General features: G+C 64.9%; 25 protein-coding genes and 2 tRNA genes. 12 read left to right on the top strand and 15 right to left on the bottom strand.

From position 1 onward, the window contains the following. Nucleotides 1–5: 5 nt before the first annotated feature. Nucleotides 6–533 carry a peptidylprolyl isomerase gene (locus ACWEFV_RS16500; protein WP_450070959.1) on the bottom strand — a complete coding sequence of 176 codons (528 nt, stop codon included), beginning with the start codon at nt 531–533 and terminating at the stop codon, nt 6–8. 144 nt (nt 534–677) lie between these two features. Here ACWEFV_RS16500 and cwsA point away from each other — a divergent pair, with 144 nt between their 5' ends. Continuing rightward, complete coding sequence (cwsA, locus tag ACWEFV_RS16505) at nt 678–1,076, top strand: cell wall synthesis protein CwsA (RefSeq protein WP_450070960.1); 399 nt, start codon at nt 678–680, stop codon at nt 1,074–1,076. Nucleotides 1,077–1,171: 95 nt separating this feature from the next. Here cwsA and ACWEFV_RS16510 read toward each other — a convergent pair whose 3' ends face one another. The 11 genes from ACWEFV_RS16510 to dnaA form a co-directional block, all read right to left on the bottom strand. After that, the gene (locus ACWEFV_RS16510; protein WP_450070961.1) at nt 1,172–1,780 is read right to left on the bottom strand and encodes an Rv0361 family membrane protein; all 609 of its coding nucleotides are present in this window, start codon (nt 1,778–1,780) and stop codon (nt 1,172–1,174) included. A 179-nt stretch (nt 1,781–1,959) separates the two neighbouring features. Beyond that, nucleotides 1,960–2,032 (bottom strand) — tRNA-Ala (locus tag ACWEFV_RS16515). A 153-nt stretch (nt 2,033–2,185) separates the two neighbouring features. Further along, nucleotides 2,186–2,259, bottom strand: a tRNA-Ile gene (locus ACWEFV_RS16520). Nucleotides 2,260–2,315: 56 nt separating this feature from the next. Further along, nucleotides 2,316–3,224, bottom strand: coding sequence for a DUF3566 domain-containing protein (locus tag ACWEFV_RS16525; protein WP_450070962.1), 909 nt, complete (start codon nt 3,222–3,224; stop codon nt 2,316–2,318). 52 nt (nt 3,225–3,276) lie between these two features. Continuing rightward, entirely contained in the window at nt 3,277–5,781 is a 2,505-nt protein-coding gene (gene gyrA, locus ACWEFV_RS16530) for a DNA gyrase subunit A (RefSeq protein ID WP_135459688.1), read from the bottom strand. A gap of 92 nt (nt 5,782–5,873) precedes the next feature. Continuing rightward, nucleotides 5,874–7,886, bottom strand: coding sequence for a DNA topoisomerase (ATP-hydrolyzing) subunit B (gyrB, locus tag ACWEFV_RS16535; protein WP_450070963.1), 2,013 nt, complete (start codon nt 7,884–7,886; stop codon nt 5,874–5,876). 211 nt (nt 7,887–8,097) lie between these two features. Next, nucleotides 8,098–8,685, bottom strand: coding sequence for a DUF721 family protein (locus ACWEFV_RS16540; protein ID WP_450070964.1), 588 nt, complete (start codon nt 8,683–8,685; stop codon nt 8,098–8,100). After that, on the bottom strand, nt 8,682–9,836 hold the full coding sequence (recF, locus tag ACWEFV_RS16545) for a DNA replication/repair protein RecF (protein ID WP_135459685.1): 1,155 nt from the start codon (nt 9,834–9,836) through the stop codon (nt 8,682–8,684). Before recF ends, ACWEFV_RS16540 begins: the two co-directional genes overlap by 4 nt. Nucleotides 9,837–9,847: 11 nt before the next feature. Then, nucleotides 9,848–10,741, bottom strand: coding sequence for a phosphogluconate dehydrogenase (NAD(+)-dependent, decarboxylating) (gene gnd / locus ACWEFV_RS16550; protein ID WP_135459684.1), 894 nt, complete (start codon nt 10,739–10,741; stop codon nt 9,848–9,850). A gap of 25 nt (nt 10,742–10,766) precedes the next feature. Continuing rightward, on the bottom strand, nt 10,767–11,960 hold the full coding sequence (gene dnaN, locus ACWEFV_RS16555) for a DNA polymerase III subunit beta (RefSeq protein ID WP_450070965.1): 1,194 nt from the start codon (nt 11,958–11,960) through the stop codon (nt 10,767–10,769). 612 nt (nt 11,961–12,572) lie between these two features. Next, nucleotides 12,573–14,105 (bottom strand): chromosomal replication initiator protein DnaA, encoded by a 1,533-nt coding sequence (gene dnaA, locus ACWEFV_RS16560; protein ID WP_450070966.1) that lies wholly within the window; start codon nt 14,103–14,105, stop codon nt 12,573–12,575. A 515-nt stretch (nt 14,106–14,620) separates the two neighbouring features. Here dnaA and rpmH point away from each other — a divergent pair. The 11 genes from rpmH (at nt 14,621) to ACWEFV_RS16615 (ending at nt 23,285) form a co-directional block, all read left to right on the top strand. Continuing rightward, complete coding sequence (gene rpmH, locus ACWEFV_RS16565; protein WP_003883350.1) at nt 14,621–14,764, top strand: 50S ribosomal protein L34; 144 nt, start codon at nt 14,621–14,623, stop codon at nt 14,762–14,764. Nucleotides 14,765–14,785: 21 nt separating this feature from the next. Further along, complete coding sequence (rnpA, locus tag ACWEFV_RS16570; protein WP_135459681.1) at nt 14,786–15,142, top strand: ribonuclease P protein component; 357 nt, start codon at nt 14,786–14,788, stop codon at nt 15,140–15,142. After that, nucleotides 15,139–15,495, top strand: a complete 357-nt coding sequence (gene yidD / locus ACWEFV_RS16575) for a membrane protein insertion efficiency factor YidD (protein ID WP_450070967.1) — start codon at nt 15,139–15,141, stop codon at nt 15,493–15,495. The genes rnpA and yidD overlap by 4 nt, the downstream gene beginning before the upstream one ends. A 43-nt stretch (nt 15,496–15,538) precedes the next feature. Beyond that, a complete protein-coding gene (gene yidC / locus ACWEFV_RS16580; protein ID WP_450071025.1) occupies nt 15,539–16,567 on the top strand; it encodes a membrane protein insertase YidC in 1,029 nt (342 codons plus the stop codon). Between the two features lie 39 nt (nt 16,568–16,606). After that, nucleotides 16,607–17,149 (top strand): Jag family protein, encoded by a 543-nt coding sequence (locus ACWEFV_RS16585; protein WP_055119208.1) that lies wholly within the window; start codon nt 16,607–16,609, stop codon nt 17,147–17,149. A 58-nt stretch (nt 17,150–17,207) separates the two neighbouring features. Beyond that, on the top strand, nt 17,208–17,924 hold the full coding sequence (gene rsmG, locus ACWEFV_RS16590) for a 16S rRNA (guanine(527)-N(7))-methyltransferase RsmG (protein ID WP_450070968.1): 717 nt from the start codon (nt 17,208–17,210) through the stop codon (nt 17,922–17,924). A 122-nt stretch (nt 17,925–18,046) separates the two neighbouring features. After that, complete coding sequence (locus ACWEFV_RS16595) at nt 18,047–18,913, top strand: ParA family protein (RefSeq protein ID WP_286175237.1); 867 nt, start codon at nt 18,047–18,049, stop codon at nt 18,911–18,913. 60 nt (nt 18,914–18,973) lie between these two features. Further along, nucleotides 18,974–20,011, top strand: coding sequence for a ParB/RepB/Spo0J family partition protein (locus ACWEFV_RS16600; protein WP_450070969.1), 1,038 nt, complete (start codon nt 18,974–18,976; stop codon nt 20,009–20,011). Between the two features lie 222 nt (nt 20,012–20,233). Continuing rightward, entirely contained in the window at nt 20,234–21,118 is an 885-nt protein-coding gene (locus ACWEFV_RS16605; RefSeq protein ID WP_135459676.1) for an acetyltransferase, read from the top strand. 172 nt (nt 21,119–21,290) lie between these two features. Beyond that, the gene (locus ACWEFV_RS16610; RefSeq protein ID WP_135459675.1) at nt 21,291–21,875 is read left to right on the top strand and encodes a TetR/AcrR family transcriptional regulator; all 585 of its coding nucleotides are present in this window, start codon (nt 21,291–21,293) and stop codon (nt 21,873–21,875) included. 30 nt (nt 21,876–21,905) lie between these two features. After that, nucleotides 21,906–23,285, top strand: a complete 1,380-nt coding sequence (locus ACWEFV_RS16615) for a glycoside hydrolase family 1 protein (RefSeq protein WP_450070970.1) — start codon at nt 21,906–21,908, stop codon at nt 23,283–23,285. A gap of 122 nt (nt 23,286–23,407) precedes the next feature. Here ACWEFV_RS16615 and ACWEFV_RS16620 read toward each other — a convergent pair whose 3' ends face one another. From ACWEFV_RS16620 to trxB, 3 genes are all read right to left on the bottom strand, one after another. Then, complete coding sequence (locus ACWEFV_RS16620) at nt 23,408–24,598, bottom strand: peptidoglycan-binding protein (RefSeq protein WP_450070971.1); 1,191 nt, start codon at nt 24,596–24,598, stop codon at nt 23,408–23,410. A gap of 120 nt (nt 24,599–24,718) precedes the next feature. Then, nucleotides 24,719–25,051, bottom strand: a complete 333-nt coding sequence (trxA, locus tag ACWEFV_RS16625) for a thioredoxin (protein WP_077739698.1) — start codon at nt 25,049–25,051, stop codon at nt 24,719–24,721. A gap of 34 nt (nt 25,052–25,085) precedes the next feature. Next, the gene (gene trxB / locus ACWEFV_RS16630) at nt 25,086–26,021 is read right to left on the bottom strand and encodes a thioredoxin-disulfide reductase (RefSeq protein WP_450070972.1); all 936 of its coding nucleotides are present in this window, start codon (nt 26,019–26,021) and stop codon (nt 25,086–25,088) included. Between the last annotated feature and the right edge of the window lie 16 nt (nt 26,022–26,037).

Raw genomic sequence — 26,037 nt, forward strand, 5'->3', positions numbered from 1 at the left:
GCCCGTTATGACACGGTGACCGATTCGATGACAACCGGATCGGCCGGACGATCGGAACGATCGGTGGGGGTGGACGCGATGGCGTCGACCACCTTCTTGGACTCCGGATCCACGACCTCACCGAAGATGGTGTGGCGCCGGTTCAGGTGCGGGGTCTGGCCGACCGTGATGAAGAACTGGGAGCCGTTGGTGCCCGGCCCGGCGTTGGCCATCGCCAGCAGGTAGGGCTTGTCGAACTGGAGCTCGGGGTGGAACTCATCGGCGAACTGGAAGCCCGGGCCGCCGCGACCGGTGCCGGTCGGGTCGCCGCCCTGGATCATGAAGCCGTCGATCACCCGGTGGAAGACGACGCCGTCGTAGAACGGACCGGAGGTTCCGCCCGAGGCATTCTCGGTGCTGTAGTCCTTGGTGCCCTGCGCCAAGCCGACGAAGTTGGCCACGGTCTTGGGAGCGTGGTTTCCGAACAGTGCGATCTTGATGTCGCCGCGATTGGTGTGCAGTGTCGCCGTCGCGGTCTGAATGGGGCTCGTCACGGCTACTCAGTCTGCCATCCCGGCCGCCGGCAACCGTCAGATACCCCACCAACACCCCGCGACTCGCGCAGAGATGGCAGTCTGGATCTCAGCCGACATACCGGCCTACTCCACCTCCGCCGCCAGTGCCCAGAAAGGTGCCCGATGACCGCGAACGTCGATACCCGGTTGGCCCCCCGTCAGCGCCTAGCCCGCGGTTTGAAATACAGCACCGTCGGTCCGGTCGACGTGACCCGTGGTGTGGTGGGCATCAGCGCCAACACGGTGTCCGCCGCGGCGGCCGGGCTACGCAAGCGCTACGAGTCGGGCAAGCTGCGCCGTCAGCTTGCCGCGGCCGCAGCCGCGGTGGCCGCACTGCCCGAGGTACTGCAGGAGGCCGCCGCGGCGCCACAGCCCAAGCGGCGCCGTCGCCGGTTGGTGATCGCCGCGGTGGCTGCAGCGGTCCTGGCCGGTGGGGCCGTGGCATTCTCCATCGTGCGGCGGTCCAACCGGCCCGAGCCTTCATCGCTGCCACCCAGCGTGGACGTGACACCCCGGCCCTGATCCCGGCCCCCAGAACCCACCAAAGTTGTTGTGACACATGGCAATCACGGGTGCTGGTCCTCGACGATCCCTGGCTGCCGGTGTCGGCGGGCCGGCTATTCCGACGACGGCCCCTGGCAGTCCAGCCATTGGCCGTCCTCTCGGAGGAACGTGTTCGAGTCCGTGCTCGTGGCCGGTGGCTTGTCGCCTGATTTCCATGTGACGGTCAGGTCAGCCGTCGCGTTGTCGCCGGTGACCTTGATGTTCTCCACCTTGTCGATCGTCACTGTCGTTGTCTGCCGGAGAATCTCGAGGTTCGCCGCCTTGTAGGTCGGTTCGTCGTAGCTGATCAACGCATCGACCAGTTGGCCGATCGTGGCATCTGATGCGGCGGGGTACTGCTGTTTGAGCGCCTCGGCCATCACGTCGGCAGGCTTCGCGGCCAGTTCCTCAGGTGTCCCGGCCTCGCTGAGCGGTGGGAACATCGTGTCCGGCTGGGCCAGAACGACGTCACGGTACTGCGCACAGGTCAGCTCGGCCATCCTGTCGAAGTTGAACCCCGCCATCGCAGCCTCTTGCTCATCTATCAGAGCGCGGATCTGCTGCTCGTCGCTCACCTCGGCCTGAGCCGAGGTGGCAGCAGGCTCCGACGGCGCCGACTTGCTTTCCGATCCGCAACCAGCGACGGCCAACACGGCCAGTCCGACGATGAACGCTCGTATCACGTAGTTCCTCTTCCTCACGGTGGCGCTACCGGCTCTGTATGGAGCATCCCGAGGGCAGACGAGCTCCGGCCTGCCATCTGTGGGACGGCGGCAGCTTACCGACTGGGTGAGTTGAGGTCACGAACAAAAAAGCGGCTCCGGCATCTGACACCGGAACCGCTCATGACTGTTTTGATTTGTGGAGCCTAGGAGATTCGAACTCCTGACATCTGCCTTGCAAAGGCAGCGCTCTACCAACTGAGCTAAGGCCCCTCGCTCGGACGCGACTGCGGATTTTCCGCGTCGTGCCAAACCTCTTCACCGTGTCGTGATCGCCAGACGATCACCGCGACGGCTGCGATGCCGGCCAGAAGTATGAACCGCATGGCGCAACCTCTCGATGATCACCGGTTACACCGGGTGTCGTGGGCCTAGGAGGACTCGAACCTCCGACCTCTTCGTTATCAGCGAAGCGCTCTAACCACCTGAGCTATAGGCCCGAAAATTGGGATCGACCGAGCGCAGAGATTACCGCACCGGGGCGCAGACTCCCAAATCAATCCCGGTCGGCCAGCGTGACCTCGACTCCGCCGACCAGATCGGTGGTCAGGTTGTAGATGAAGGCCCCGATGGTCGCCATCGCACACAGCACCACGATGTTCACCAGGCCGACGAGCGCCGCCCCTCCGAAGATCGTTCCGCTGGAGACCAATTCGCCTCCTGAGGCGCCGCTGGCGCTGGTCAGCAGATCGCCCACGTTGCTGTTCAGCTTGCTCCACACGCCCATCGCGCCGAGCACGAGGTACAGGAACGCCACCGCGATCATCCACACGAAGAACAGCACCACCGACAGCACCAGTGAGACTTTCAGCACAGTCCACGGATCGACCCGGCGGATCTGCATGCTGGCCCGGACCGGCCCCTGATGCGGGGTGCGGTTGGCCACCTGGATCCGGGTGGTCGGGCTGTTACTCGAGGATCTGGGCGCCTGGGTATCGGCGGATGTCTTGCGTTGCGACGGACGCTGGGACGGCGCCGACAGGTCCGGAATTTCACTCGCGTAGGCCTCGGACCGCACCGGCTCGCTGCGCGGGGCGGACGGCGCGGCCGGGGCCGACGAGGGCACGCGTGCCGGCCGGGGCTGCTGCTCCGTCTCCTGGGTCTCCGGGCCCGCGACGAAGCGCTGCAGTCGGGCTTCCACACCGGGGGAGTGGGAGCCGGGCGTACGGGCACTCTCGTCGCGCGTCTCGGTTGGCGGCTGCGGCGTGGTCCTGCCGGTTCCGCGCTGCCACGGGGGCACCTCACCGGTCTCGGTGATCTGACCGCCCGCGGGCCGAGCCTGGACCCCGGCGGTCTTGCTCGCCGTCGAAGTGCTCTCGGTCCCGGCGGCCCCGGCACCTGAGCCGTTGGAGCTGCCGGGCCGGTCGCCCGCTCGCGGGTACCCCGGCTCGCTCGGTGAACTCACCTAACAGCTCCTTAGCTCAGGCCGAGGTCCGCGTCGGGCCTCAGCGACGGCGTCACGCCTCGTCGGACTCTTCACCATCCGCATCCGAGTCCTCCTCGGCGTTGCGCGCAATCGCAATCAGTGTGTCGCCGTCGCCCAGGTTCATCAAGCGGACACCCTTGGTCTGGCGCCCAGCTTTGCGAACCTGACGTGCGGCGGTCCGGATTACACCGCCACCGGAGGTGATGGCGTACAGCTCCGTCTCGTCATCGACGATCAGCGCTCCGACCAGACTGCCACGTTTGCGGTCGTACTGGATCGTCAGGATGCCTTTGCCGCCGCGGCCCTGAACCGTGTACTCGTCGATCGCGGTGCGCTTGGCGTAGCCGCCCGCGGTCGCGACCAGCAGATATGTATCCGGTTGGACCACGTTGAGCGACAGTAGCCGGTCATCCTCGTTGAACCGCATGCCCTGCACACCCGAGGTGGCCCGACCCATCGGCCGCAGCGCCTCGTCGGTCGCCGAGAACCGGATCGACTGGCCGTTCGCGCTGACCAGCAGCAGATCGTCCTCCGCCGAGCACAGCACCGCGCCGACCAGCTCGTCACCGTCGCGCAGGTTCACCGCCACGATGCCGCCCGACCGGTTGGAGTCGAAGTCGACCAACTTGGACTTCTTCACCAGACCGTTGCGGGTGGCGAGCACCAGGTATGGCGCATCCTCGTAGCTCTTGATCTGGATGACCTGGGCGATGCGCTCTTCCGGCTGGAACGCCAGCAGGTTCGCCACATGCTGACCGCGCGCGGTGCGTGAGGTTTCCGGCAGGTCGTATGCCTTGGCCCGGTAGACGCGACCCTGCGTGGTGAAGAACAGGATCCAGTCGTGGGTCGAGCAGACGAAGAAGTGGTTGACGATGTCGTCCTGCTTGAGCCCGGCACCCTGCACGCCCTTGCCGCCGCGCTTCTGGCTGCGGTAGAGGTCGGTCTTGGTGCGCTTGGCGTACCCGGTCTCGGTGATCGTGACGACCACGTCCTCCCGGGCGATCAGGTCCTCGTCGCTGACCTCGCCGTCGGCCGGCATGATCCGGGTCCGGCGGTCGTCACCGTGCTTCTCGACGATCTCGGCCAGCTCGTCGCGGACGATCGCCCGCTGCCGTTCCGGCTTGGCCAGAATGTCCTCGAGGTCGGCGATCTCGGCTTCGATCTTGGCCAGGTCGTCGACGATCTTCTGGCGCTCCAGGGCGGCCAACCGGCGCAACTGCATGTCCAGGATGGCCTGGGCCTGGATCTCGTCGATGTCGAGCAGCTCGATCAGGCCGGCGCGCGCGATCTCGACGGTCTGTGAGGCGCGGATCAACGCGATCACTTCATCGAGTGCGTCGAGGGCCTTGACCAGACCGCGCAGGATGTGGGCCCGCTCGTTAGCCTTGCGCAACCGGTACCGGGTGCGGCGGATGATCACGTCGAGTTGGTGTGCGACGTAATGCCGGATCATCTGGTCCAGGCGCAGTGTGCGCGGCACCCCGTCGACGATCGACAGCATGTTGGCGCCGAAGCTGGTCTGCAGTTGGGTGTGCTTGTAGAGGTTGTTCAGCACAACCTTCGCGACGGCATCGCGCTTGAGCTCCACCACGATTCGCAAGCCCACGCGGTCGCTGGACTGGTCCTCGATGTTGGAGATGCCGGCCAGCTTGCCGTCGCGCACCTGCTCGGCGATCGAGGTGATGAAGTTGTCGTGGTTGACCTGGTACGGCAGCTCGGTGATGACGATGCCGGTGCGGCCCCGGTTGTCCTCTTCGATCTCCACCACACCGCGCATCCGGATCGAGCCGCGACCGGTGGTGTAGGCGTCGTGGATGCCCTGGGATCCGACGATCAAGCCGCTGGTGGGGAAGTCCGGACCCTTGACCCGCTCGCACACCGCGGTGAGGGTGGCCTCTTCATCTGCCTCGTGGTTCTCCAGGCACCAGTACACGGCCTCGGCCAACTCGCGCAGGTTGTGCGGCGGGATGTTGGTGGCCATGCCGACGGCGATGCCGCCCGAACCATTGGCCAGCAGGTTGGGGAACCGGCTCGGCAGCACCGTCGGCTCTTGTACCCGACCGTCGTAGTTCGGAATGAACTCGACTGTCTCCTCGTCGATTTCACGCAGCATCTCCATAGCCAACGGCGTCAGCCGGGCTTCGGTGTAACGCATCGCGGCCGCGGGATCGTTACCCGGCGAACCGAAGTTCCCCTGGCCGTCGACCAGTGGGTACCGCAGCGACCAGGGCTGGGCCATCCGGACCAGTGTGTCGTAGATCGAGGAGTCGCCGTGCGGGTGGTAGTTACCCATCGTCTCGGCCACCGAGCGCGCCGACTTGGCGTGGCTGCGGTCCGGGCGGAAACCGGAGTCGTACATCGCATACAGCACACGGCGGTGCACCGGCTTGAGGCCGTCACGGACCTCGGGCAGCGCGCGGCCCACGATCACGCTCATCGCGTAATCGATGTAGCTGCGCTGCATTTCGTGCTGAATGTCGACCGGTTCGATGCGGTCAGATGTTCCGTCGCCGGGTGGCAACGTGGTGTCAGTCATGAGTTCCTCGCTCGTTGGCTCGGCTTGATGCGGTCAAAGGCCATCTGGACGCGACGTGAATTACGGTGGCGCGCAGGGCATGAGTGGTCCGCCTAAACGTCCAGGAACCGGACGTCTTTGGCGTTACGCGTGATGAAGCTGCGCCGCGCCTCGACGTCCTCACCCATCAGGATGGAGAACAACTCGTCGGCCGAAGCGGCGTCGTCAAGCGTCACCTGACGCAATACCCGCACCGACGGATCCATGGTGGTCTCCCACAGTTCCTTGGCGTCCATCTCGCCGAGACCCTTGTAGCGCTGGATGCCGTCGTCGATGTTGATCCGCTTGCCCGACGCCTTGCCCGCCTCGAGCAGACCGTCCCGCTCGCGGTCGGAGTAGGCGAACTCCGGTTCCTGGCGCTGCCACTTGAGTTTGTACAGCGGCGGCTGCGCCAGGAAGATGTGGCCGTGCTCGACCAGCGGTTTCATGAAGCGGAACAGCAGGGTCAGCAGCAGGGTCGAGATGTGCTGGCCGTCGACGTCGGCGTCCGCCATCAACACGATCTTGTGGTAGCGCAGCTTGCTGATGTCGAACTCGTCGTGAATGCCGGTGCCCAGGGCGGTGATGATGGCCTGGACTTCGGTGTTCTTCAAAACCCGGTCGATACGGGCCTTTTCGACGTTGATGATCTTGCCGCGCAGCGGCAGGATGGCCTGGAACATCGAATCCCGGCCACTCTTGGCCGAGCCGCCGGCTGAATCGCCCTCCACCACATACAGTTCGGACTTCGTCGGATCCGTCGAGCGGCAGTCGGCCAGCTTGCCCGGCAGGCCGCCGATATCGGTGGCGCTCTTACGCCGAACCAGTTCGCGGGCCTTACGCGCGGCGATACGGGCCTGTGCTGACGAAACTGCCTTGTTCACAACAGTTTTCGCCTCGGCCGGATTCGCCTCGAACCAGTGGGTGAGCTGCTCGTTGCAGATCTTCTGAACGAACGACTTCACCTCGGTGTTTCCGAGCTTGGTCTTGGTCTGACCCTCGAACTGCGGTTGGGCCACCTTCACGGAGATGACCGCTGCCAACCCCTCACGAATATCGTCGCCGGTGAGGTTCGGATCCTTGTCCTTGAGCAGCTTCTTGTCTTTGGCGTACTTGTTCACCACGGTGGTCAGCGCAGCGCGGAAACCTTCCTCGTGGGTACCGCCCTCGTGGGTGTTGATCGTGTTTGCGAACGTGTGCACCGACTCGGAGTAGCCGGCATTCCACTGCATCGCGATCTCGACCTCGTGGCCGGTGCCCTTGCCGTCGAAATCGATCACGCTGGGCTGGATCGCGGTCTTGGTTCGGTTGATGTGCTTGACGAAGTCGACCAGACCGCCCGGGTAATGGAAAGTGCGGTGCTTCACCTTATGGGGTGCGGCGGCCTCGGCGGCCGTCTCTTCCGCGGTTTTCGGCGCGGCCGCGGTGTCGGCGACCACCTCGTCGACGATCTCGTCCTTGGTCACCCGCTCATCGGTGAGCTCGATGGTCAGGCCCTTGTTCAGGAACGCCATCTCCTGCAGCCGCCGGGCGATGGTCTCGAAGTCGTACACCGTGGTCTCGAAGACGTTCGGATCCGCCCAGAACCGAATCGTGGTGCCGGTCTCCTTGGTCTTCTCACCCTTTCGCAGGGTTCCCGGGACCGAGTTGTCGTAGGTCTGGAACCACTCATATCCATCGGTACGGACATCGGCCTCCAGCCGCGTGGACAGCGCGTTGACCACCGAGACACCGACGCCGTGCAGGCCGCCGGACACCTGGTAGGCGCCCTCCTCGAACTTGCCGCCGGCATGCAGAACGGTCATCACCACGTCGATCGTCGGGATACCGGTGGCGTGCATGGCGACCGGAATGCCTCGCCCGTCGTCGGTGACCTGGACTCCGCCGTCCTCGAGGATGCGCACGTCGACCTTCGTCGCGAAGCCGGCCATCGCCTCGTCTACCGCGTTGTCGACGACCTCCCACACGAGGTGGTGCAGGCCACGTTCACCGGTGGAGCCGATATACATGCCGGGACGTTTGCGAACGGCTTCGAGGCCTTCCAGCACTTTGATCGAGTCGGCACCGTACTGATTCTGGGCAGCCACGTCGGACGCGTCTCCTTGGGGTTCGCGGGAGGTGGTTGCGTCACCGCCCTGCAGATCTCGCCACAGTCTACCGGTCGACACGTACAGGGCCGACTCTGTAGCGGCGTTTCCACCTATCTAACTGCGCCGTGCGCGGAATTTCTCGGGCATCGGTGCCTTCGGACGCTTGAGAAGATCCATTTAGCGCGTCTCGGCGGTTCTGAGCGCGGTCCTAGCCGTAGGTGTCTCGAGGGCCGCGGCCTGGGACGTGATACCGACCTTTCCGCCACGACGGGCCGACGGGGCCCACGATCTTCAATGAGGTCACCACACCGTCGCCGACCGCGGCGGCGATCTTGGCCAACACCTGGGACTGCACCATCCGCAGCTGGGTGGCCCACGCGGTGGACTCCGCCGAGACGGTCAGCACGCCCTCGTTCAGGCCGGTCGGGTTGGCATGGTCGGCGATCTGGTCGCCGACCACTGTCCGCCACCGACCGAACACCGAACCCTCGGCAACCCTCGAGGACCAGCCCCGCACCTTGGCAAGATCCTGGGTCGCGGACCCGAACAGCTGCGGATCGCGGACATCGGGCCCCGGACCCGACCAGCTGCGGCGCCGGCCGGCATTGCCCGCCACCCGCCGTACCGGGGCACGGCGGCCTCGGCCGACATCCTTGCCCTGGCTGCGTGCCGCGCCTCGAGCCTCTTCCAGGGTTCGCCGCACCAGATCCATGCCGCGCATCCGGGTCAGATCTTCCGGGGAGACCGCGGGGGTGGGGGCAGCCGGATCAGGGGATTCTGCGGGATCGTTCGTCATGACTGCACCACCGATATCCGTCCCTGGTCGCCTTCTGTCATCCTGATCTCAACCCGGTTGACCGCCCAGTCCTGCGGGATGTCCTCACCGACCGCCGCGGTCACCAGTACCTGCTCGGCTTCTCCGGCCACCGCCGCCAAAGCCTGCCTCCTCGAGGTATCCAGCTCCGCGAAGACGTCGTCGAGCAACAGCACCGGATCGACGCCGTCCGACCGCAGCAATTCGTAGGCACCCAGCCGCAGGGCCAGCGCCATCGACCACGATTCACCATGGCTGGCAAAGCCTTTCGCGGGTTGGTCGCCCAGCCACAGCTCGAGATCGTCACGATGCGGACCGACCAGACAGACCCCGCGATCCAACTCCGCGTCGCGGCGTCGCGCCAACGCGTCCAGCAGCGCGGCCTCGTAGAACTCCACGGATTCCGGACCCGGAGCGTTCTCGATCGCCTCCACACTGCTGCGGTACCGGATGGCCGCGGGCCTGCTGGACGGCGCCAACAATTGATAAGCCTTCTGAACCTCGGGATGCAGCTGCTCGACCAGCGCGATGCGCGCGGCAGTCAACGCCGCGCCATGGGCAGCGAGGTGTCCGTCCCACACATCGAGGGTGTCCAGCGCGCTACGATCCCCTCGATAACGTGCTCCCGCAGCGGTTTTCAGCAATGCCGTGCGCTGCCGCACGACCTTGTCGTAGTCGGCGCGAATACCCGCGATCGCCGGGCGCCGGGTGGTCGCGAGCTCGTCGAGGTAGCGCCGCCGCTCACCGGGGTCCCCCCGCACCAGTGCGAGGTCCTCAGGACTGAACAGCACCGCCCGCAGAACCCCGAGAATTTCGCGGGGCGAGCGGACCGGTGAGCGGTTCAGCCGGGCCTTGTTGGCCCGGCCGCTGGTGATCTCGAGATCGACGGCCAGCTCCCGCCCCTCGTTGACCACGATGCTCGAGACGATCGCGCGGGGCGCACCGGCCCGGATCAACGGGGCGTCAGAGGCCACCCGATGGGAACCTAAGGTGGCGCAATACCACAGTGCCTCAACAAGATTCGTCTTACCGAAGCCGTTCGACCCGACGAAGACCGTGCGGCCGGGCTCGAGCTCGAGCTCGACATGAGCCCAGGACCGGTAGTCGGTCAGTCCCAGGTGACGGACATACATCGGAATTGCGCCTACCCGGACTCACTGATCCGGTGCACCGCATGGCCACCGAACTGGTTACGCAGGGCCGAGACGGCTTTCATGGTGGGGGAGTCCTCTTGTCTCGAGGCGAACCGGGCGAACAACGACGCCGCGATCACCGGCATCGGGACCCGGTGGCTGATCGCCTCCTCCACGGTCCAGCGACCTTCCCCGGAATCCTCGGTATAACCGCTGATCGCCGAGAAACCGGGGTCCTCCTTGAGTGCCTTGGCCAGCAGCTGCTGCAACCACGACCGCACCACGGTGCCGTTCGTCCAGGCCTGGATCACCGCCTGGGGATCGGTGATCAATTGCTCGGCCGCCAGCAGTTCATATCCCTCGGCGTAGGCGTGCATCAGGCCGTATTCGACGCCGTTGTGCACCATCTTGGCGTAATGACCCGCGCCCACCGGGCCGGCGTGGACGAATCCGTCGGCCACATCACCTTCGGGGCGCAACGTGTCGAAGATCGGCATGGCTCGAGCCACATCGGCGTCACTACCACCGACCATCAGCCCGTAACCCTCGTGCAGACCCCAGACGCCACCCGAAACACCCGCGTCGATGAATTTGATTCCCTTGTCGCCCAACAACTTTGCATGTGGACCATCTTCGGTGTACCTCGAGTTACCACCGTCGATCACCAGATCACCGGGACCCAGTACATCGGCAAGCGCGACGATGGTCTCGTGCGTGACCGTGCCCGACGGCACCATCACCCAGACAACCCGCGGCGTCTCGAGCGCACCGGCCAGGTCCGCGAGGCTGGCCACGTCGCTCACTTCCGGGCGAGGGTCGTATCCCACGACCTCGTGACCGCCGGTGCGCAGGCGCTCGCGCATGTTGAAGCCCATCTTGCCCAGGCCGACTAACCCCAGTTGCATGTGCGCCCTCTCTCGCCCGCGCCGGTCAGCCGGGAAGGCGTACCGGCATCAGCAGGTAGACGTAATCGGTCTTGGCAGCCGGGAACGGACCCGAACCGCCACCTGTACCAGCATCCTCGCTCGTGGGCCGCAACACTGCGGGCCGGCTCGGCGTGGTGAAACCGAAAGTCACCCGGTCGGAATGCAACGAGCTCAACCCATCGGTCAGATAGGTCGGGTTGAACGCGATGGTCAGCGGATCGCCGGCGAAGTCGACGGGCAGATCTTCCTCGGCCCGGCCGACGTCATCGGCGCCGGCCGACAGCCGCAGCACTTCGTCGCCGAATTCCATACGGATCTGGGCACCCCGGTCTGCCACGAGCGCCACACGCTTGATCGCCTCGGTGAGCTCGGCCACGCCGATCGTGGCCACCGCGGTGTGCTCGGTCGGCAGCAGCTGACGGAACTTCGGGAACTCCGCATCGAGCAGACGGGTGGTGCTGCGCTTGCCGTTGCTGCGAATTCCGAGCAGGCCGTCCTTGCCCACTGACGCGCCGGAACCCAAGGACAGGTGCACCTGGTTACCGTCGGTACCCGCCTTGGCAGCCTCGGCCAGGGTCTTCGCCGGAACGAGCACGGCGGTTTCGATGTCGCTGGCACTGGTTTCCCAGGTCAGCTCGCGCACGGCGAGCCGGAAGCGGTCGGTCGCCGCCAAAACCACTGATTCACCGGAGATCTCGACCCGGATACCGGTCAGCATGGGCAGAGTGTCATCACGACCGGCGGCGACGGCGACCTGGCCGATCGCCTCGGCGAACAGATCCGATGACACCACGCCGGTCTCGTCCGGCAGGGTCGGCAGTGCGGGGTAGTCCTCGACCGCCAGGGTCGGCAGCGAGAACCGGGCACTGCCGCAGGTCAATGCCACCCGGGTGCCCTCCACGCTGAGCTCGACCGGCTTGGCAGGCAAGGCCTTGGTGATGTCGGACAACAACCGTCCTGACACCAAAACGCTTCCGGGAGAAGCGATTTCAGCGCTGACACGGACTTCGGCGGAGACTTCGTAGTCGAAGCCGGAGATGGTCAGGCCCTCATCGGTGCCGGTCAGCAGGACGCCGGCCAACACCGGGATGGTGGGCCGGGTCGGCAGATTGCGGGCCACCCAGGCCACCGCGTCCGCGAAGTCCTCACGCACCACGCGGAACTTCAAGTCGGTCAGCCCAGCCGTCGTCGTCGCCACGTGCTTTGCGCCCCTTCGATGATCCCCATTACGAGCTCTACCTGCGTCTTCCGAAAACCACACCACGCAGCATGAGCGCTGAATGACAAAGCTGGAAACCGCTGTCGATGAACCACCGTAGAGCTTTCCGCATGAACTTGAAAGCTAATCGATCGGGGTGACATCCGTGCTTCGTGAGCTCGAGCGGACGCACGGTCCGTCCGGTGTCCCCAACCCCCTTCTTCTAGAAAGAACTCTTAGAAGATATTTGAGTAACAGTATTAGGGGCTGTGAAAACTGGGGATGAAGGGGTGTTTGCCCAGCACCGTAGGTGTGTCGGAATGTGAGTCGGCTGTGGAGACCGGTGGATGGACCGGCGCTCGAGTGTGGACAAATGACATCGTGTGGATGATTTTGTCATTCATCCCGTGGTTTGCCCGCAGGTTGTGCACAGCGGTATCCACAGCGGTCACCTGTGACTTGTGATGCGTAATGGGGCGGAAGTTGTTACAAGATTTTTCGCCAGACGGGCCTGAAGAGACCACGATGTGAGACGCCGGAAGCTGTAAGACGGCACGAGTGAGCCGCGCTCGAGGTTGTCTCGAGGCGTCAGGGAGAGATGCGGCGCGGGATTCAGCGCTTGGCGCGCTGGCGAATCCGGGTGGTGAGTTCCTTCACGTGGTCGAAAACCTCACGTCGTTCGGCCATCTCGCCACGGATCTTCTTTTCCGCGTACATGACCGTGGTGTGGTCGCGACCGAACGCCTGGCCGATCTTGGGCAGGGACAGATCGGTGAGCTCACGGCACAGATACATGGCGATCTGCCGGGATTGCGCCAGCGCCCGGGTCTTGCCGGGGCCGCGCAGCTCCTCCACGGTGGTCTCGAAGTACTCGGCGGTGGCCGCCATGATCGCAGCGGTACTGATCTGCATGGTCGTGGCGTCGGCGATGAGATCGCGCAGCACGACTTCGGCCAGCGACTTGTCGATCCGGGTCTTGTTGAGCGACGCGAAGGCCGTGACGCGGATCAGCGCACCCTCGAGCTCGCGGATGTTGCGCTCGATGCTGCTGGCGATGAGCTCCAGCACGTCATCAGGCACGTCCAGACGGTCCATCTGAGCCTTCTTACGAAGGATCGCGATGCGCGTCTCGAGCTCAGGCGGCTGGACGTCGGTGATCAGACCCCACTCGAAACGCGTACGCAGTCGATCCTCGAGGGTGGCGAGCTGTTTGGGCGGCCGGTCCGAGGAGATGACGATCTGCTTGTTGGCGTTGTGCAGGGTGTTGAAGGTATGGAAGAACTCTTCCTGGATACCTTCCTTGCCCTCGATGAACTGGATGTCGTCGACCAACAGGATGTCGATGTCGCGGTAACTCCGCTTGAACGAGGCCTTACGGTCGTCGCGCAGCGAGTTGATGAAGTCGTTGGTGAATTCTTCTGTGGAGACGTACTTCACGCGCATGCCGGGAAAGAGACGTTGCGCATAGTTTCCGGCCGCGTGCAGCAGATGCGTCTTGCCGAGGCCGGACTCGCCCCAGATGAACAACGGGTTGTACGCGCGGGCGGGTGCCTCCGCGATGGCGAGGGTCGCGGCGTGGGCGAATCGGTTCGACGCACCGATGACGAAGGTGTCGAAGGTGTAGCGCCGATTCAGATTGACCGCGTTGTCGTCGCTGACGGTGGAGTCACGCTGCGGGCTGCTGAAGTAGGTCGGCCAGGTCTCTTCGGCGCTGACCTTTGCGGCGCGGTCGTCGTCGATCTCGTCGTTGTCGGAAGCCTGGTCCGTTGACGTGGCCGCGGGTCCGGCGTCCCGGGAATCCGCCGGCGATTCGGCGGGGGAGTCCTCGGGTTCCTTGGACGGGGTGGCGATGCGCACACCGAGCTCGACACGCTGGCCCAGTTTGCGACTGAGCGCGTTGATGATGGGCTCGCGCAGATGGCGCTCGATCTCGTTCTGGACGAACGTGGTGGGGACCGAGAGCAGAGCAAATCCCTCGGCGATCACGAGTGGTTCCACCAGCTTGAGCCAGGCCCTTTGCTGAGGTGTCAGCTGAGGTGAGGCTGTATCACCCGCGGAACCGGACTCTGTGCCGCGGTCGCCGTTGAGTTCGGCTACGACGCTGTTCCAGACGGCGACGAATGGTGGGTCGGGGTCCGCTGTCAACGACCGTTTCCCCCTTTGAGGTGCTTCGAGGTCGACCCGGTGACGACCAAAAAGAACGATGACGAACTGTCCACATATTTATCCACAGCTTGTGGAGAAAGGACAGTCGTCGTCGCTCTGTTGTCTGTTGTGAGAGCGTCGTGGCCGGGTTCGTCACATGCTGTGAGGCTTGCGGCGGAGCGACGTCCTCATCTTATTGTCCGGGGCCGGTCCAGGCTCGGAACGGCATTGCCAGAAGCTAACAGTTTTCTCTCGATGTGCCAACAGTTCTGCAACATCGAACGCCGACGATGTGGGCGGTTCGGCGCAGGTTTGACCGAGGGAATTCTCATCAGTACCCTCGAGCAGTCGCCCGCACGTGGCGGTACGGCTGCGCCCGGGATTGTTCCGGAGAACGCGCCGGTTAGAAAAGCACGACGGACGAGCTTAAACCGAGCTTGCACGGTGACCGTGTTCTTGGCGACATTTCGGTGTCGGCGAGGCGCGGGTACCAAACGGAACAAGGAGAGATTGCCGTGGCCAAGGGCAAGCGGACCTACCAGCCCAACAACCGCCGCCGTGCGCGCGTGCATGGGTTCCGGCTGCGGATGCGCACTCGCGCCGGCCGCGCCATCGTCGCCAACCGCCGTAGCAAGGGCCGTCGCGCACTTACTGCGTGATACGACGCAGGATCTAGCGCGGTGCTCCCGGCTCGATACCGGATGAGGCGGTCCGCGGAGTTCAGTGCCACCGTCAGTCGTGGCGTGCGTGCGGTTCAACCTGACGTTGTCGTACACGCGCTCCACGAGGGGACGGACGCTACCGGCCCGCGGGTCGGTCTGATCGTGTCCAAAGCCGTCGGCAACGCCGTGGAACGTCATCTGGTGTCGCGGCGGCTGCGTCATGCCGCCCGCACCGTGATTCCCAAACTGGACGCCACGGACCTCGTGGTGATCCGGGCTCGCGCAGGCAGCAGTGAAGCGCCGTCACCGCGTCTGGAGCAGCAGTTGCACCGCGCTCTCGAGCGCCTTGAAGCGCGGCGCGGGACGTCACCATGATCCGCAGAGCGGGTGCCGGTGCTGCCCGCGGCGCGATCTTCCTGATTCAGCTCTACCGTCACACCATCTCTCCGCTTCGGCTGCCGTCGTGTCGATTCATGCCGACCTGCAGCCAGTACGCGGTCGATGCCCTCACCGAATACGGCTTGGTCCGCGGCGGGTGGCTGACGTTGATCCGACTGCTGAAATGCGGACCGTGGCACCCGGGTGGATGGGACCCCATCCCGGACCGGTGCCCTCACGATCACGAGTCCATCAGCTCTGATGAGACCGTCTCTGGCGAGATAGCCGTCGCCGAAAACCTTGTCTGGGATACCCCAGCGAAGCGATGGGAGAGCAAGTCGCGTGTTTAATTGGTTCAGCCTGGACATCATCTATTACCCGGTGTCGGCGATCATGTGGGTTTGGTACAAGGCGTTCGCCTTCCTGCTCGGCCCCGAGAACTTCTTCGCCTGGGCGCTGTCGGTGATGTTCCTGGTGTTCACGTTGCGCGCGATCCTCTACAAGCCTTTCGTCAAGCAGATCCGCACCACGCGGCAGATGCAGGAACTGCAGCCTCAGATCAAGGCGCTGCAGAAGAAGTACGGCAAGGACCGGCAGCGCATGGCGCTGGAGATGCAGAAGCTTCAGCGGGAGCACGGGTTCAACCCGATCCTCGGCTGTCTGCCGATGCTGGCGCAGGTGCCGGTGTTCCTCGGCCTGTACCACGTGTTGATGTCCTTCAACCGGACGCAGACCGGCATCGGCCGGTTGGGGTTGTCGGTGGACGAGAACCGGAGCCTGGCCAACTACGTCTTCAGCGCTACCGACGTCGGCCATTTCCTCGACGCGAACCTGTTCGGTGCACCGCTCGGCGCGACGATGGTTCAGCAGCACGGGCTCGAGGCGTTCACGGAATTCAACCGGCTCGCTGTGGTTGCGGTCGGCGTCCCGATCATGATCTTGGCCGGCATCGCCACGCACTTCAACAGCCGGGCCTCGGTGGCTCGCCAGAGCGTGGAGGCCGCCGCCAACCCACAGACCGCGATGATGAACAAGCTCGCGCTCTACGTGTTCCCGCTCGGTGTGGTGGTCGGTGGGCCGTTCCTGCCGCTGGCCGTGATCATCTACTGGTTGTCGAACAACATCTGGACTTACGGACAGCAGCACTACGTGTTCGGGATGATCGAGAAGGAAGAAGAAGCCAAGAAGGTCGAGGCGATGGAACGCCGCTCGGCGAATGCGCCGGCCCCTGGTGCGAAGCCCAACCGGGCCCGGAAGGCCGAATCTGCGAGCCAGACGGAGAGCGGTGACGCGGCGGGTACCCAGACGGACGCCGCTGAGGCGCAGACGGAGGACCAGAGTGACACGGCTGGTGGATCGGGAGGGCCGAGCGTGAACCGCACGCCCAAGCCCGGTGCACGCCCCAAGAAGCGGAAACGGTGACCAGTTCTCACACTGGCTACAAGTAGGGAGAAGACGGATATGACGGACGCACAGACGACCGAGCCCGGCGCCGAGCTGGAGGAGGACACCCAGTCCGCGCCGAAGAGCGAGGACGACCTGGAGGAGCGACTGGTCGCCGAAGGCGAGATCGCCGGCGACTACCTCGAGGAGCTGCTCGACCTGCTGGACTTCGACGGCGATATCGATCTCGATGTCGAAGGGGACCGGGCCGTGGTGAGCATCGACGGCGGTGGCGATCTGAGCAAGCTGGTCGGCCGCAAGGGCGAGGTGCTCGACGCCCTCCAGGAGCTGACGCGGCTGGCCGTGCACCAGAAGACCGGCGAGCGTAGTCGGCTGATGCTCGACATCGCGCGGTGGCGTCGTCGTCGTCGTGACGAGCTCGCGGCATTGGGTGACAAGGTGGCCCGCCGCGTGCTGGAGTCGGGGGAGCGTGAGGAGCTGGCTCCGATGACGCCGTTCGAGCGCAAGATCGTGCACGACGCAGTGGCCGCGGTCGACGGTGTCCGCAGCGAGAGCGAGGGCGTGGAGCCGTCGCGACGCGTCGTCGTTCTGCTTGGCTGAGCTTTAGTTACAAAGGTGTAGTTCATTTGCGGCGACGGTGCCGTAGGGAGTGCGGAGGATGTTTCACGTGAAACATGGACCGGTCCCCGCGGCACCGGACGCCGCGGCGGAGGTCTTCGGAGATCGTCTGGAGACCGCCGAGCGGTACGCGGCAATTCTGGCCGGTGCCGGTGTCGAGTGGGGTCTGATTGGTCCGCGGGAAGTGGACCGGCTCTGGGATCGACACATTCTCAACAGCTCGGCTCTCGGAGAGCTTCTGGCTCCCGATGAGCGCATCGCCGATATCGGCAGCGGCGCCGGCCTCCCGGGTATCCCGTTGGCCCTGGCGCGCCCCGATGTTCATGTCACGTTGATCGAGCCGCTGCTGCGCCGCAGCGAGTTCTTGCGTGAAGTGGTTGACGAGTTGGGCCTCGACGCGGCGGTGGTCCGCGGTCGGGCAGAGGACTCCGAGGTCCGCAAATTCGTAGGCGAGTTGGATGTGGTGACATCGCGTGCGGTCGCCTCGCTGGATAAGTTGACGCGCTGGAGCATGCCGCTGCTGCGCGTCGACGGAAGAATGCTCGCCCTCAAAGGCGAGCGCGCTGAGGCTGAGATTGAAGAGCACCGGCGTGTGATGGCTTCCCTGGGTGCAGTCGATGCCAGGGTGGTGAAATGTGGCGTGAACTATTTGAACCCACCCGTAACCGTGGTCGCCGTGCGGCGCGGAGCGGTGAGACCGGGCAGCCGGTCAACGGGCAGAGCCTCCGGGTCGCGGGGGAGATCGGGCAGGAGATGAGGATGGGTTCTGATAGGCAGGCAGCCGCTGGCGGGGGTGCTCGGCCCGCCGTTTCACGTGAAACGGTTTCACGTGAAACATGGAAAAACGGTGGCACTACCCCGTGGTCCACGGACGCCAGCATGGACACCCCGATTGCGGCCGAGGCGGAGCAGGCGACTCGCGTGCTCCACACCTCGCACGGGCAGCTTCCCCGGCCGGCGCGTCAACGCGTGTTCACGATCGCGAATCAGAAGGGCGGCGTCGGCAAGACGACCACCGCGGTGAACGTCGCCGCCGCGCTCGCGCTGCAGGGATTGCGGACGTTGGTGATCGATCTCGATCCGCAGGGCAATGCCAGCACGGCTCTTGGCATCGAGCACCGGCCCGGGACCCCGTCATCCTACGAGGTCCTCATCGGGGATATCCCGGTGGAGGAGGCGCTCCAGCAGAGCCCGCACAGCGACCGGCTGTTCTGCATTCCCGCGACGATCGATCTGGCCGGTGCTGAGATCGAGTTGGTCAGCATGGTGGCTCGTGAGGGGCGGCTGCGCTCGGCGCTCGCGGCCCTGGCGAACCACAACTTCGACTACGTGTTCATCGACTGCCCGCCGTCCCTCGGATTGCTGACCATCAACGCTCTGGTGGCTGCCCCCGAGGTCCTGATCCCGATCCAGTGCGAGTACTACGCGCTGGAAGGTGTGGGGCAGCTGCTGCGCAACATCGAGATGGTGAAGGCGCATCTGAACCCGGAGCTGTCGGTGTCCACCGTGATACTGACGATGTACGACGGGCGGACCAAGTTGGCGGATCAGGTGGCCGAGGATGTGCGGGAGCACTTCGGTGACAAGGTGTTGCGGACGGTCATCCCGCGGAGCGTGAAGGTTTCGGAAGCGCCCGGATACGGGATGACGATCCTCGATTACGATCCGGGTTCCCGTGGCGCGTTGAGCTATCTCGATGCGAGCCGCGAGATCGCAGAGCGCGGGGCGCCGCCCCGCGGTCGCTAGGCGCCAGTAACCACCAGCAGCAGACAGACAGCGGACGGCAGCGATGAGCAGGAGACGACCATGAATCAGCCGGCACGGAAGCGGAGTGGCCTTGGCAGGGGACTGGCAGCCCTCATTCCGACCGGTCCCGCTGAGGACGGTACCGACGCCCTGAGCCCAAGGATCGGTGCGACCGCGGCGGACGTTCTGCTCGGTCCATCGTCCAACTCTGGTGATGGCGGGGCGGCGGCCCCGACATCCCCCGCGCACGATGGGGCGGACCCTGTCCTGACCGCCGGTGAAGTCGGCGCGACGTATCGCGAGATCGATCCCAGCCTGATCCAGCCGAATCCGCGTCAGCCCCGCCAGGTGTTCGACGAGGAGGCGCTCAGCGAGCTGGTGCACTCCATCCGCGAGTTCGGATTGATGCAGCCGATCGTTGTCCGCGCTGTCGAGGAGAACGGTCAATCCCACTACCAGTTGGTGATGGGCGAGCGCCGCTGGCGGGCCGCACAGCAGGCCGGCCTGGAGACGATCCCCGCGATCGTCCGCGAGACCGGCGACGACAACATGCTGCGCGACGCGCTGCTGGAGAACATCCACCGGGTACAGCTCAACCCACTGGAAGAGGCCGCCGCCTACCAACAGCTGCTCGACGAATTCGAAGTCACCCACGATGAACTCGCCGCCCGGATCGGGCGCTCGCGGCCGCTGATCTCCAACATGATCCGGTTGTTGAGGCTGCCGATCGCCGTGCAGCGTCGCGTGGCGGCCGGCGTGCTGTCCGCGGGCCATGCACGGGCGCTGCTCGCCCTGGAGGGGGGAGCGGAGAAGCAAGAGGAGCTGGCCGCCCGGATCATCGCCGAGGGTATGTCGGTGCGGGCGACTGAGGAGGCCGTGACACTGGCCAACCGAGACGGCAACACCGCGCCGCCGGCACCTCGGCGCAAGCCGATTCAGATGCCGGGTCTGCAGGACGTTGCTGAACGGCTCTCGTCAGCCTTCGATACTCGGGTCACCGTGAGTCTCGGCAAACGAAAAGGCAAGATTGTGGTCGAGTTCGGGTCGGTTGACGATTTGCAGCGCATTGTCGAAATTATGAGCGCCGAAGAGCACTGAGAACCCACGACCAACGACACCAGGTTGTTCCGTCACTGTGACACATCAGTGATCAGCGCCCGGAGTCGCGAGCACCACATAGCGCAAAGCATCTGTGCGGCATAGCATTTCACTTTGGAGGCGGAGCTCGATGAGATTTTCGGGGCGCAGTGGTCCGACTCCGGCGGACTCTCCTATTCTTGAGGGGCAGCCACGCACAAAGTGTGAAAGCCAGGGACCTCAGTGACAGCACGAATCACACCGCTTCGGCTCGAGGGCTTCGAGCAGCTGCCCAAGCATGCGCGGCGCTGTGTGTTCTGGGAAGTCGATCCGTCCACAGTGGGCGACGACCACCTGACGGACCCTGAATTCGAAAAAGAAGCCTGGCTCTCGATGGTGATGCTCGAGTGGGGGTCGTGCGGTCAGCTTGCGGTCACCGCTCGCCCGGATGGACCGGCAGGGGAGCCAGGTGCTGGGCCAGACGCCGGCTCCGGTGCCGAGATCGATCTGGCGATCCGAGCCGGCGTAGCTGACTCCGAGATGTCAGCCGCGGGCGATGACTGGACGGCTCCAGCCATCATCGACGATCCGTGCCTGGGCTTCGCGTTCTATGCACCCCCGGGTGCGGTGCCGCGGGCCCGGCTCTTTCCGACTGCTCCGGTGAGCGCCGATGCGATTCTTCTGACCGCGGTCGGTGTGGAGTGCGCCGACGACCGCGAGCTGTTGTCCCAGAGTCTGCTTGCCGCGGTGGTCAATGATCTGGTGCGGCGCGGTGTTCGGGCATTGGAGGCGTTCGGCTACACCTCGGCCGTGGCTGAAACGGCCGACAGCGGCGAGCTGCCCGTCGAGTTATCTCCGGTGGTGGCAGTGCTGGGGGACTGCTCGGTTGACGATTGCATGCTGTCATCCGATTTTCTCGAAGACGTCGGGTTCACGGTCGTGGCACCGCACCCGTACTTCCCGCGGCTGCGCCTGGAACTCGACAAGGGACTCGGCTGGAAGGCTGAAGTCGAGGCCGCGCTCGAGCGCCTGTTGGAGAACGCTCGGATAGAGTTGCCGATCGGTGCGGGGATGTCCGGAGCCGGCGTCGGCGCGAAAAGCGTTGTCCGACAGACCAGCCTGACGTAACCGCCATCGGCAGATCGTGCCGGCAGGCTGAGCAGTCTCGTCGGCCGGCTGCGGGGCGGCTCGAGCGCTGGCTATGCGGCTCGAGGCCGCAACGGTGAGCTTGTCGGCTTGTTGGGCAGGACTGCTGGACCGAAGGTTGGAAGTGACGACGGTGGAGCCCTAGCCTGTGGTCATGCCAGCTGTGGGGCGGTATGCCAAGGGTGAGGTCAAACGTGCGGAGATCAAGGCGGCCGCACTGGCGCTACTGGAGCGTGATGGCGAGGCCGGCGCATCGATGCGGCTGATCGCCAAGGAGGCCGGAATCAGCCTGGCGGGCGTGATGCACTACTTCCCGACGCGCGATCTCCTGCTCACCGAGATACAGCGTGACGGCGACGCGAAATTCGAAGAGTGGTACCGGAATTCGGATGTCGATATCGACCCCGGTGAGGCGCTCGCGCAGGCCATGGTGGACAAGGCGAGCAAGCCCGGATCGGGAACGGTCTACCTTTCGTTGGCGGCCGCCGCGGCGATCGACCCGTCGCATCCGGCCGCGCAGTATCTGCGGGAACGGTACGTGCGGATACGCGATGTCGTCGCTGATTACGTGAGGCGGCGACAGGCCGCGGGTACCCTGCCCGAGTATGTTGACGCCGAATTCGTTGCCGCGGCACTGATTTCCGCAGCTGATGGCATCCAGATCCAATGGATGTCCGATCCGTCGATCGACATGGGCGGCCATGTCCGCGCCGTGTGGGAGAGGCTCCTCTCCCGATAAAACAGTGCAGTGTATGGTTTTCGTATGGTCATGAAGTGGAACAGGATCGTGTTGGCGTCCGCCGTGCTCGCCGCATTGAGTACGTCCGCCTGTGACGCGCAGCCAGAGGCCACGCAGCCGGTGGCCTGGGACCGCGATTTCTACTGGGGCACTGCCACCGCCGGATACCAGGTGGAAGGAGATGCGCCCGACAGTAACTGGCGCCGGTACGTCGACCGGACAGCCAACAAACCAGTGACGCCCGCCTCCGATCCCCTGGGCGCCGGCGCGGTCGACCCGTACCAACAGGCCGTCGACTTCCGACACCGCTACCACGAGGACATCGCCAACGCGCATGCCATGGGTGTCAACACTTTTCGCCTCGGCATCGAATGGGCGCGGGTGATGCCCGAACCGGGCAAGTGGGACGAGAAAGAGCTGGCGTACTACGACGACGTGGTCGCGACGCTGCACAAGAACGGCATGACCCCGATGATCACGCTGATGCACTGGGTATATCCAGGGTGGATCGCCGACCGGGGTGGATTCATGAACAACGTGGGGGCGTTCGAGGATTTCGCCACGGCGGTCACCAAACGCTATGCGGGACAAGGTGTGCTGTGGGTGAGCATCAACGAACCGCTGGCCTTCGGGGCGATGGAGCTACGCACCGGCGCGATCAAACCAGACCAGTTCAACACATTCCTCGACCGAGTGGCCGACGCCCACCGCGCTGTGTACCGCGCGGCGCACGACGCCGATCCGGACGCCAAGGTCACTTCCAACGAGGCGTATATCTCGCCGGAAGTGTTGGCGCAGTTCGCCGGTCTCGGAATCAAGGGCCTCGAGGGCTCCTTCTTCGACCGGATCAAGGACAGCCTCGACTACCTCGGGTTCGACTACTACACCGGAACAGCCCACGACAACCCGGCCTCGGCGCAGAGCCTGATGGCGCGATGGAACACCAAACTGCAGGCCGAGGACATCTACTATGTGGCGCGCCACTACGCCCAGCAGTATCCGGGCCTGCCGATCTACGTCGTCGAGAACGGGATGGTCACCGACAACGGTAATCCGCGGTCCGACAGGGTGACCCGGTCGCAGTATCTCGAGGACACGGTGTTCTGGCTGCAGCGAGCCAAAGCCGACGGTGTCCCGATCATCGGCTACAACTACTGGTCGTTGGTCGACAACTACGAATGGGGAAGCTACCGGCCACGTTTCGGCCTATATACGGTCGACGCCCTGGGTGACCCGACACTCAAGCGCGTTCCCACCGACGCTGTGGCGACCTATACGCAGATCACGCGCGACGGTGGCACCGCTCCGGGATACCAGCCCGTTCTCCCCGCGGCGAAGTGCTCGACGACCGTTGGCGAGGACAGCTGCGAGCCACTGGATCCGAACGGTCCAGTCGCCGAGCTGAAGTGAGTTCGAGCGCTCAATCTGATCACGTGATCCACCAGATGTGAGGTGTCACATGACGAAACAACCATCGGGTGGCGGGGTGCTCGGTTGCAGGGGCTGAACCGGCGTTCAGGCAGAACCGGCGCTCACGCGCCGCGGCTCGCCTGTTCGACCGAAAGCTCATGCGCCAACAACTCGGCAAAGGTGAATGTTCCTGTCGGCCGGTCGTTCTTGCCCAACAGATACAGCCGCTTGACGGCGGCAAGGATGCCCTCGGCGATCGCATCACGGGTATGGGTGGACAGCAGCAGACCACGATCGTGCGGGTTGGTGATGTAGCCGATGTCGACCTGAACGGTGGGCATCCGGGTCAGCCGCAGCAGATCCCAGGTGCGTCCGTGGGACCGGCAGTCACGTAAACCGGTGCGCGCCACAACTTCTCGCTGAATGAAGTCGGCAAGATTGCGGCCGATGGTCGACACCGAACCGTGCGAATTGCCGAAGTGAAATGAGGCCACCCCATTGGCTGAGGGGGAGCGCTGACTCTCACACCGCAGGCTGATCATCAGATCGGCGCCGACCGTATTGGCGGTGGCGGCACGTTCGGTGTCCAGCGGGCTGCGGTTGGCCGGCCGGGAGATGAACGTCTCCATGCCGATCGCGGTCATCCGGCCTTCCAGCCGACTTGCCAAGTCCCACAAGATGTCCGCTTCGCTGATCGGACCGTCGGGCCCGTTCATGATCATGCCGTGGTCTGCTCCGCCGCGGCCCGGATCGATGATGACATGCTTACCGGACAGCTGCGGCCCGGAGCGACGTACCAGCTCCTCTTCCCGGATCGCATGTGGCGACCCGCCGGTCACCCGCGAACCCAGGAAATACAACGAGCGCAACGTTTCCGGTCCACAGATACCGTCGGGGTACAGCCCGTACTCACGCTGGTACGAGGACAACGCGTTGTGGGTCTGCAGGCCGAAATGCCCATCGACCATGCCGGTATAGAAACCGAGGTCCTGTAGGCGGGCTTGCAGGGTGGCCACGTCGTCGCCGTACATGGGCGCACCGAACTGGTGGGTCAGGGTGCGGGCCCCGAGCCGGTAGGAGGCCTCGCGCAGTGCGCGATAGGTGGCCTCCCCGACGATTCCGTCCACCAACAGGCCACGGTGCTGCTGAAATGCCCGGACGGCGCGGTCGAGCTCGTCATCGAACGCGTCGAGCGCAACATGCCTACCGGTGCTCAGGTCGGCGTCAGGACCGTCCATCAGACCCAACGCGGCCAGCGACGCCCGGATCTCGGTGACTGCTCCGCCACGGTCACCGCGACGCAGACTCGACATTCGGCCCCTCCATGCTGGTTTCCGGCCGTCTGCCGGGCTAGCTAGCCAGCATTGTCTCAGATTTCGGCCACATACCGGAAAACGCCAGGCGTATCCGGGGTGTGTGTGGTGTCAGTGAACTCAGAGTGCGTCGGCAAGCTCGCGCAGGAGCGCGGCCTTGCCTTTGGCCCCCACGATGCGCTTGACCGGCTGGCCGTCCTTGAAAAGGATCAGCGTCGGGATCGACACCACCTGGAAGTCGCGGGCGGTGGCCGGATTGGCGTCGACGTCGATCTTGGCGACCCGCAACTCGCCGGCCTTCTCCCCGGCGATCTCCTCGAGCACCGGGGCCACCATCTTGCACGGCCCGCACCAGGTGGCCCAGAAATCCACCAGCACCGGTGTGCTGCTGGTCAGGACATCGGTCGAGAACGAATCGTCGGTGACCGTTACGGTTGCGCTGTCAGCACTCATGGAGATCTCCTGTCGGGTCGAAATCTGTTGGTGGTCAGTCGTTATCGGCGAGCCAGCGCTCGGTGTCGATCGCCGCCGAACAGCCGCTGCCCGCAGCGGTGATGGCCTGGCGGTAGGTGTGGTCGACAAGGTCGCCCGCGGCGAACACGCCGTCGAGCGTGGTGGCGGTGGTACGGCCGAGGACCTCCACGTAGCCCTCGTCGTCGAGATCGATCTGGCCGCGCACCAGTTCCGAGCGGGGATCGTGACCGATCGCCACGAACACGCCGGTGACCTCGAGCTTGGATTCCTCGCCGGTGACGGTGTCACGCAGCCGCACGCCGGTGACCTTCGGATCGCCCTCGATCTGGGTGATCTCGGTGTTGGTCAGGAAGGTGATCTTCTCGTTGGCGCGGGCCCGCTCCAACATGATCTTGGAGGCGCGGAACTCCTCGCGGCGGTGGATCAGGGTCACCGAGCGGGCGAATCGGGTGAGGAATGTCGCTTCCTCCATCGCCGAGTCACCGCCGCCGACCACGATGATGTCCTCATCACGGAAGAAGAAGCCGTCGCAGGTGGCGCAGGTGCTCACACCCATGCCGGTCAGTGCTTCCTCGCCGGGCACACCCAGGTGGCGCGCAGCGGCGCCCATGGCCAGGATCACCGACCGGGCCTGGTGGGTTTCATCGCCGACGGTGACGGACTTCACCGGGCCGGTGAGGTCGACCGCGTCGACGTCCTCCATGCGCAGATCCGCACCGAAGCGCAGGGCCTGCTCCCGCATCTCGTCCATCAGCTCGGGGCCGGTGATGCCTTCGCGGAATCCCGGGTAGTTCTCGACCTCGGTGGTGGTCATCAACGCGCCGCCGAATTGCGTGCCCTCGAACACCAGCGGCTTGAGCTGGGCGCGGGCAGCGTAGATGGCTGCGGTGTATCCGGCGGGGCCGGAACCGATGATGATGACGTCGTGAACCGTCGCTGAGGTGGACATGTAAGCCTTTCTGCCG

This window comes from Mycobacterium sp. NPDC004974 (genome assembly GCF_053600815.1).

Coding starts and splice junctions, on each gene's coding strand:
- ACWEFV_RS16585 (WP_055119208.1), top strand. CDS start 16,607: ATGACGGACGCACAGACGACCGAGCCCGGCGCCGAGCTGGAGGAGGAC.
- yidD (WP_450070967.1), top strand. CDS start 15,139: ATGATCCGCAGAGCGGGTGCCGGTGCTGCCCGCGGCGCGATCTTCCTG.
- ACWEFV_RS16610 (WP_135459675.1), top strand. CDS start 21,291: ATGCCAGCTGTGGGGCGGTATGCCAAGGGTGAGGTCAAACGTGCGGAG.
- rsmG (WP_450070968.1), top strand. CDS start 17,208: ATGTTTCACGTGAAACATGGACCGGTCCCCGCGGCACCGGACGCCGCG.
- ACWEFV_RS16595 (WP_286175237.1), top strand. CDS start 18,047: ATGGACACCCCGATTGCGGCCGAGGCGGAGCAGGCGACTCGCGTGCTC.
- ACWEFV_RS16600 (WP_450070969.1), top strand. CDS start 18,974: ATGAATCAGCCGGCACGGAAGCGGAGTGGCCTTGGCAGGGGACTGGCA.
- ACWEFV_RS16620 (WP_450070971.1), bottom strand. CDS start 24,598: ATGTCGAGTCTGCGTCGCGGTGACCGTGGCGGAGCAGTCACCGAGATC.
- trxB (WP_450070972.1), bottom strand. CDS start 26,021: ATGTCCACCTCAGCGACGGTTCACGACGTCATCATCATCGGTTCCGGC.
- ACWEFV_RS16540 (WP_450070964.1), bottom strand. CDS start 8,685: ATGACGAACGATCCCGCAGAATCCCCTGATCCGGCTGCCCCCACCCCC.
- trxA (WP_077739698.1), bottom strand. CDS start 25,051: ATGAGTGCTGACAGCGCAACCGTAACGGTCACCGACGATTCGTTCTCG.
- yidC (WP_450071025.1), top strand. CDS start 15,539: ATGTGGGTTTGGTACAAGGCGTTCGCCTTCCTGCTCGGCCCCGAGAAC.
- recF (WP_135459685.1), bottom strand. CDS start 9,836: ATGTATGTCCGTCACCTGGGACTGACCGACTACCGGTCCTGGGCTCAT.
- ACWEFV_RS16615 (WP_450070970.1), top strand. CDS start 21,906: ATGAAGTGGAACAGGATCGTGTTGGCGTCCGCCGTGCTCGCCGCATTG.
- gnd (WP_135459684.1), bottom strand. CDS start 10,741: ATGCAACTGGGGTTAGTCGGCCTGGGCAAGATGGGCTTCAACATGCGC.
- cwsA (WP_450070960.1), top strand. CDS start 678: ATGACCGCGAACGTCGATACCCGGTTGGCCCCCCGTCAGCGCCTAGCC.
- gyrA (WP_135459688.1), bottom strand. CDS start 5,781: ATGACTGACACCACGTTGCCACCCGGCGACGGAACATCTGACCGCATC.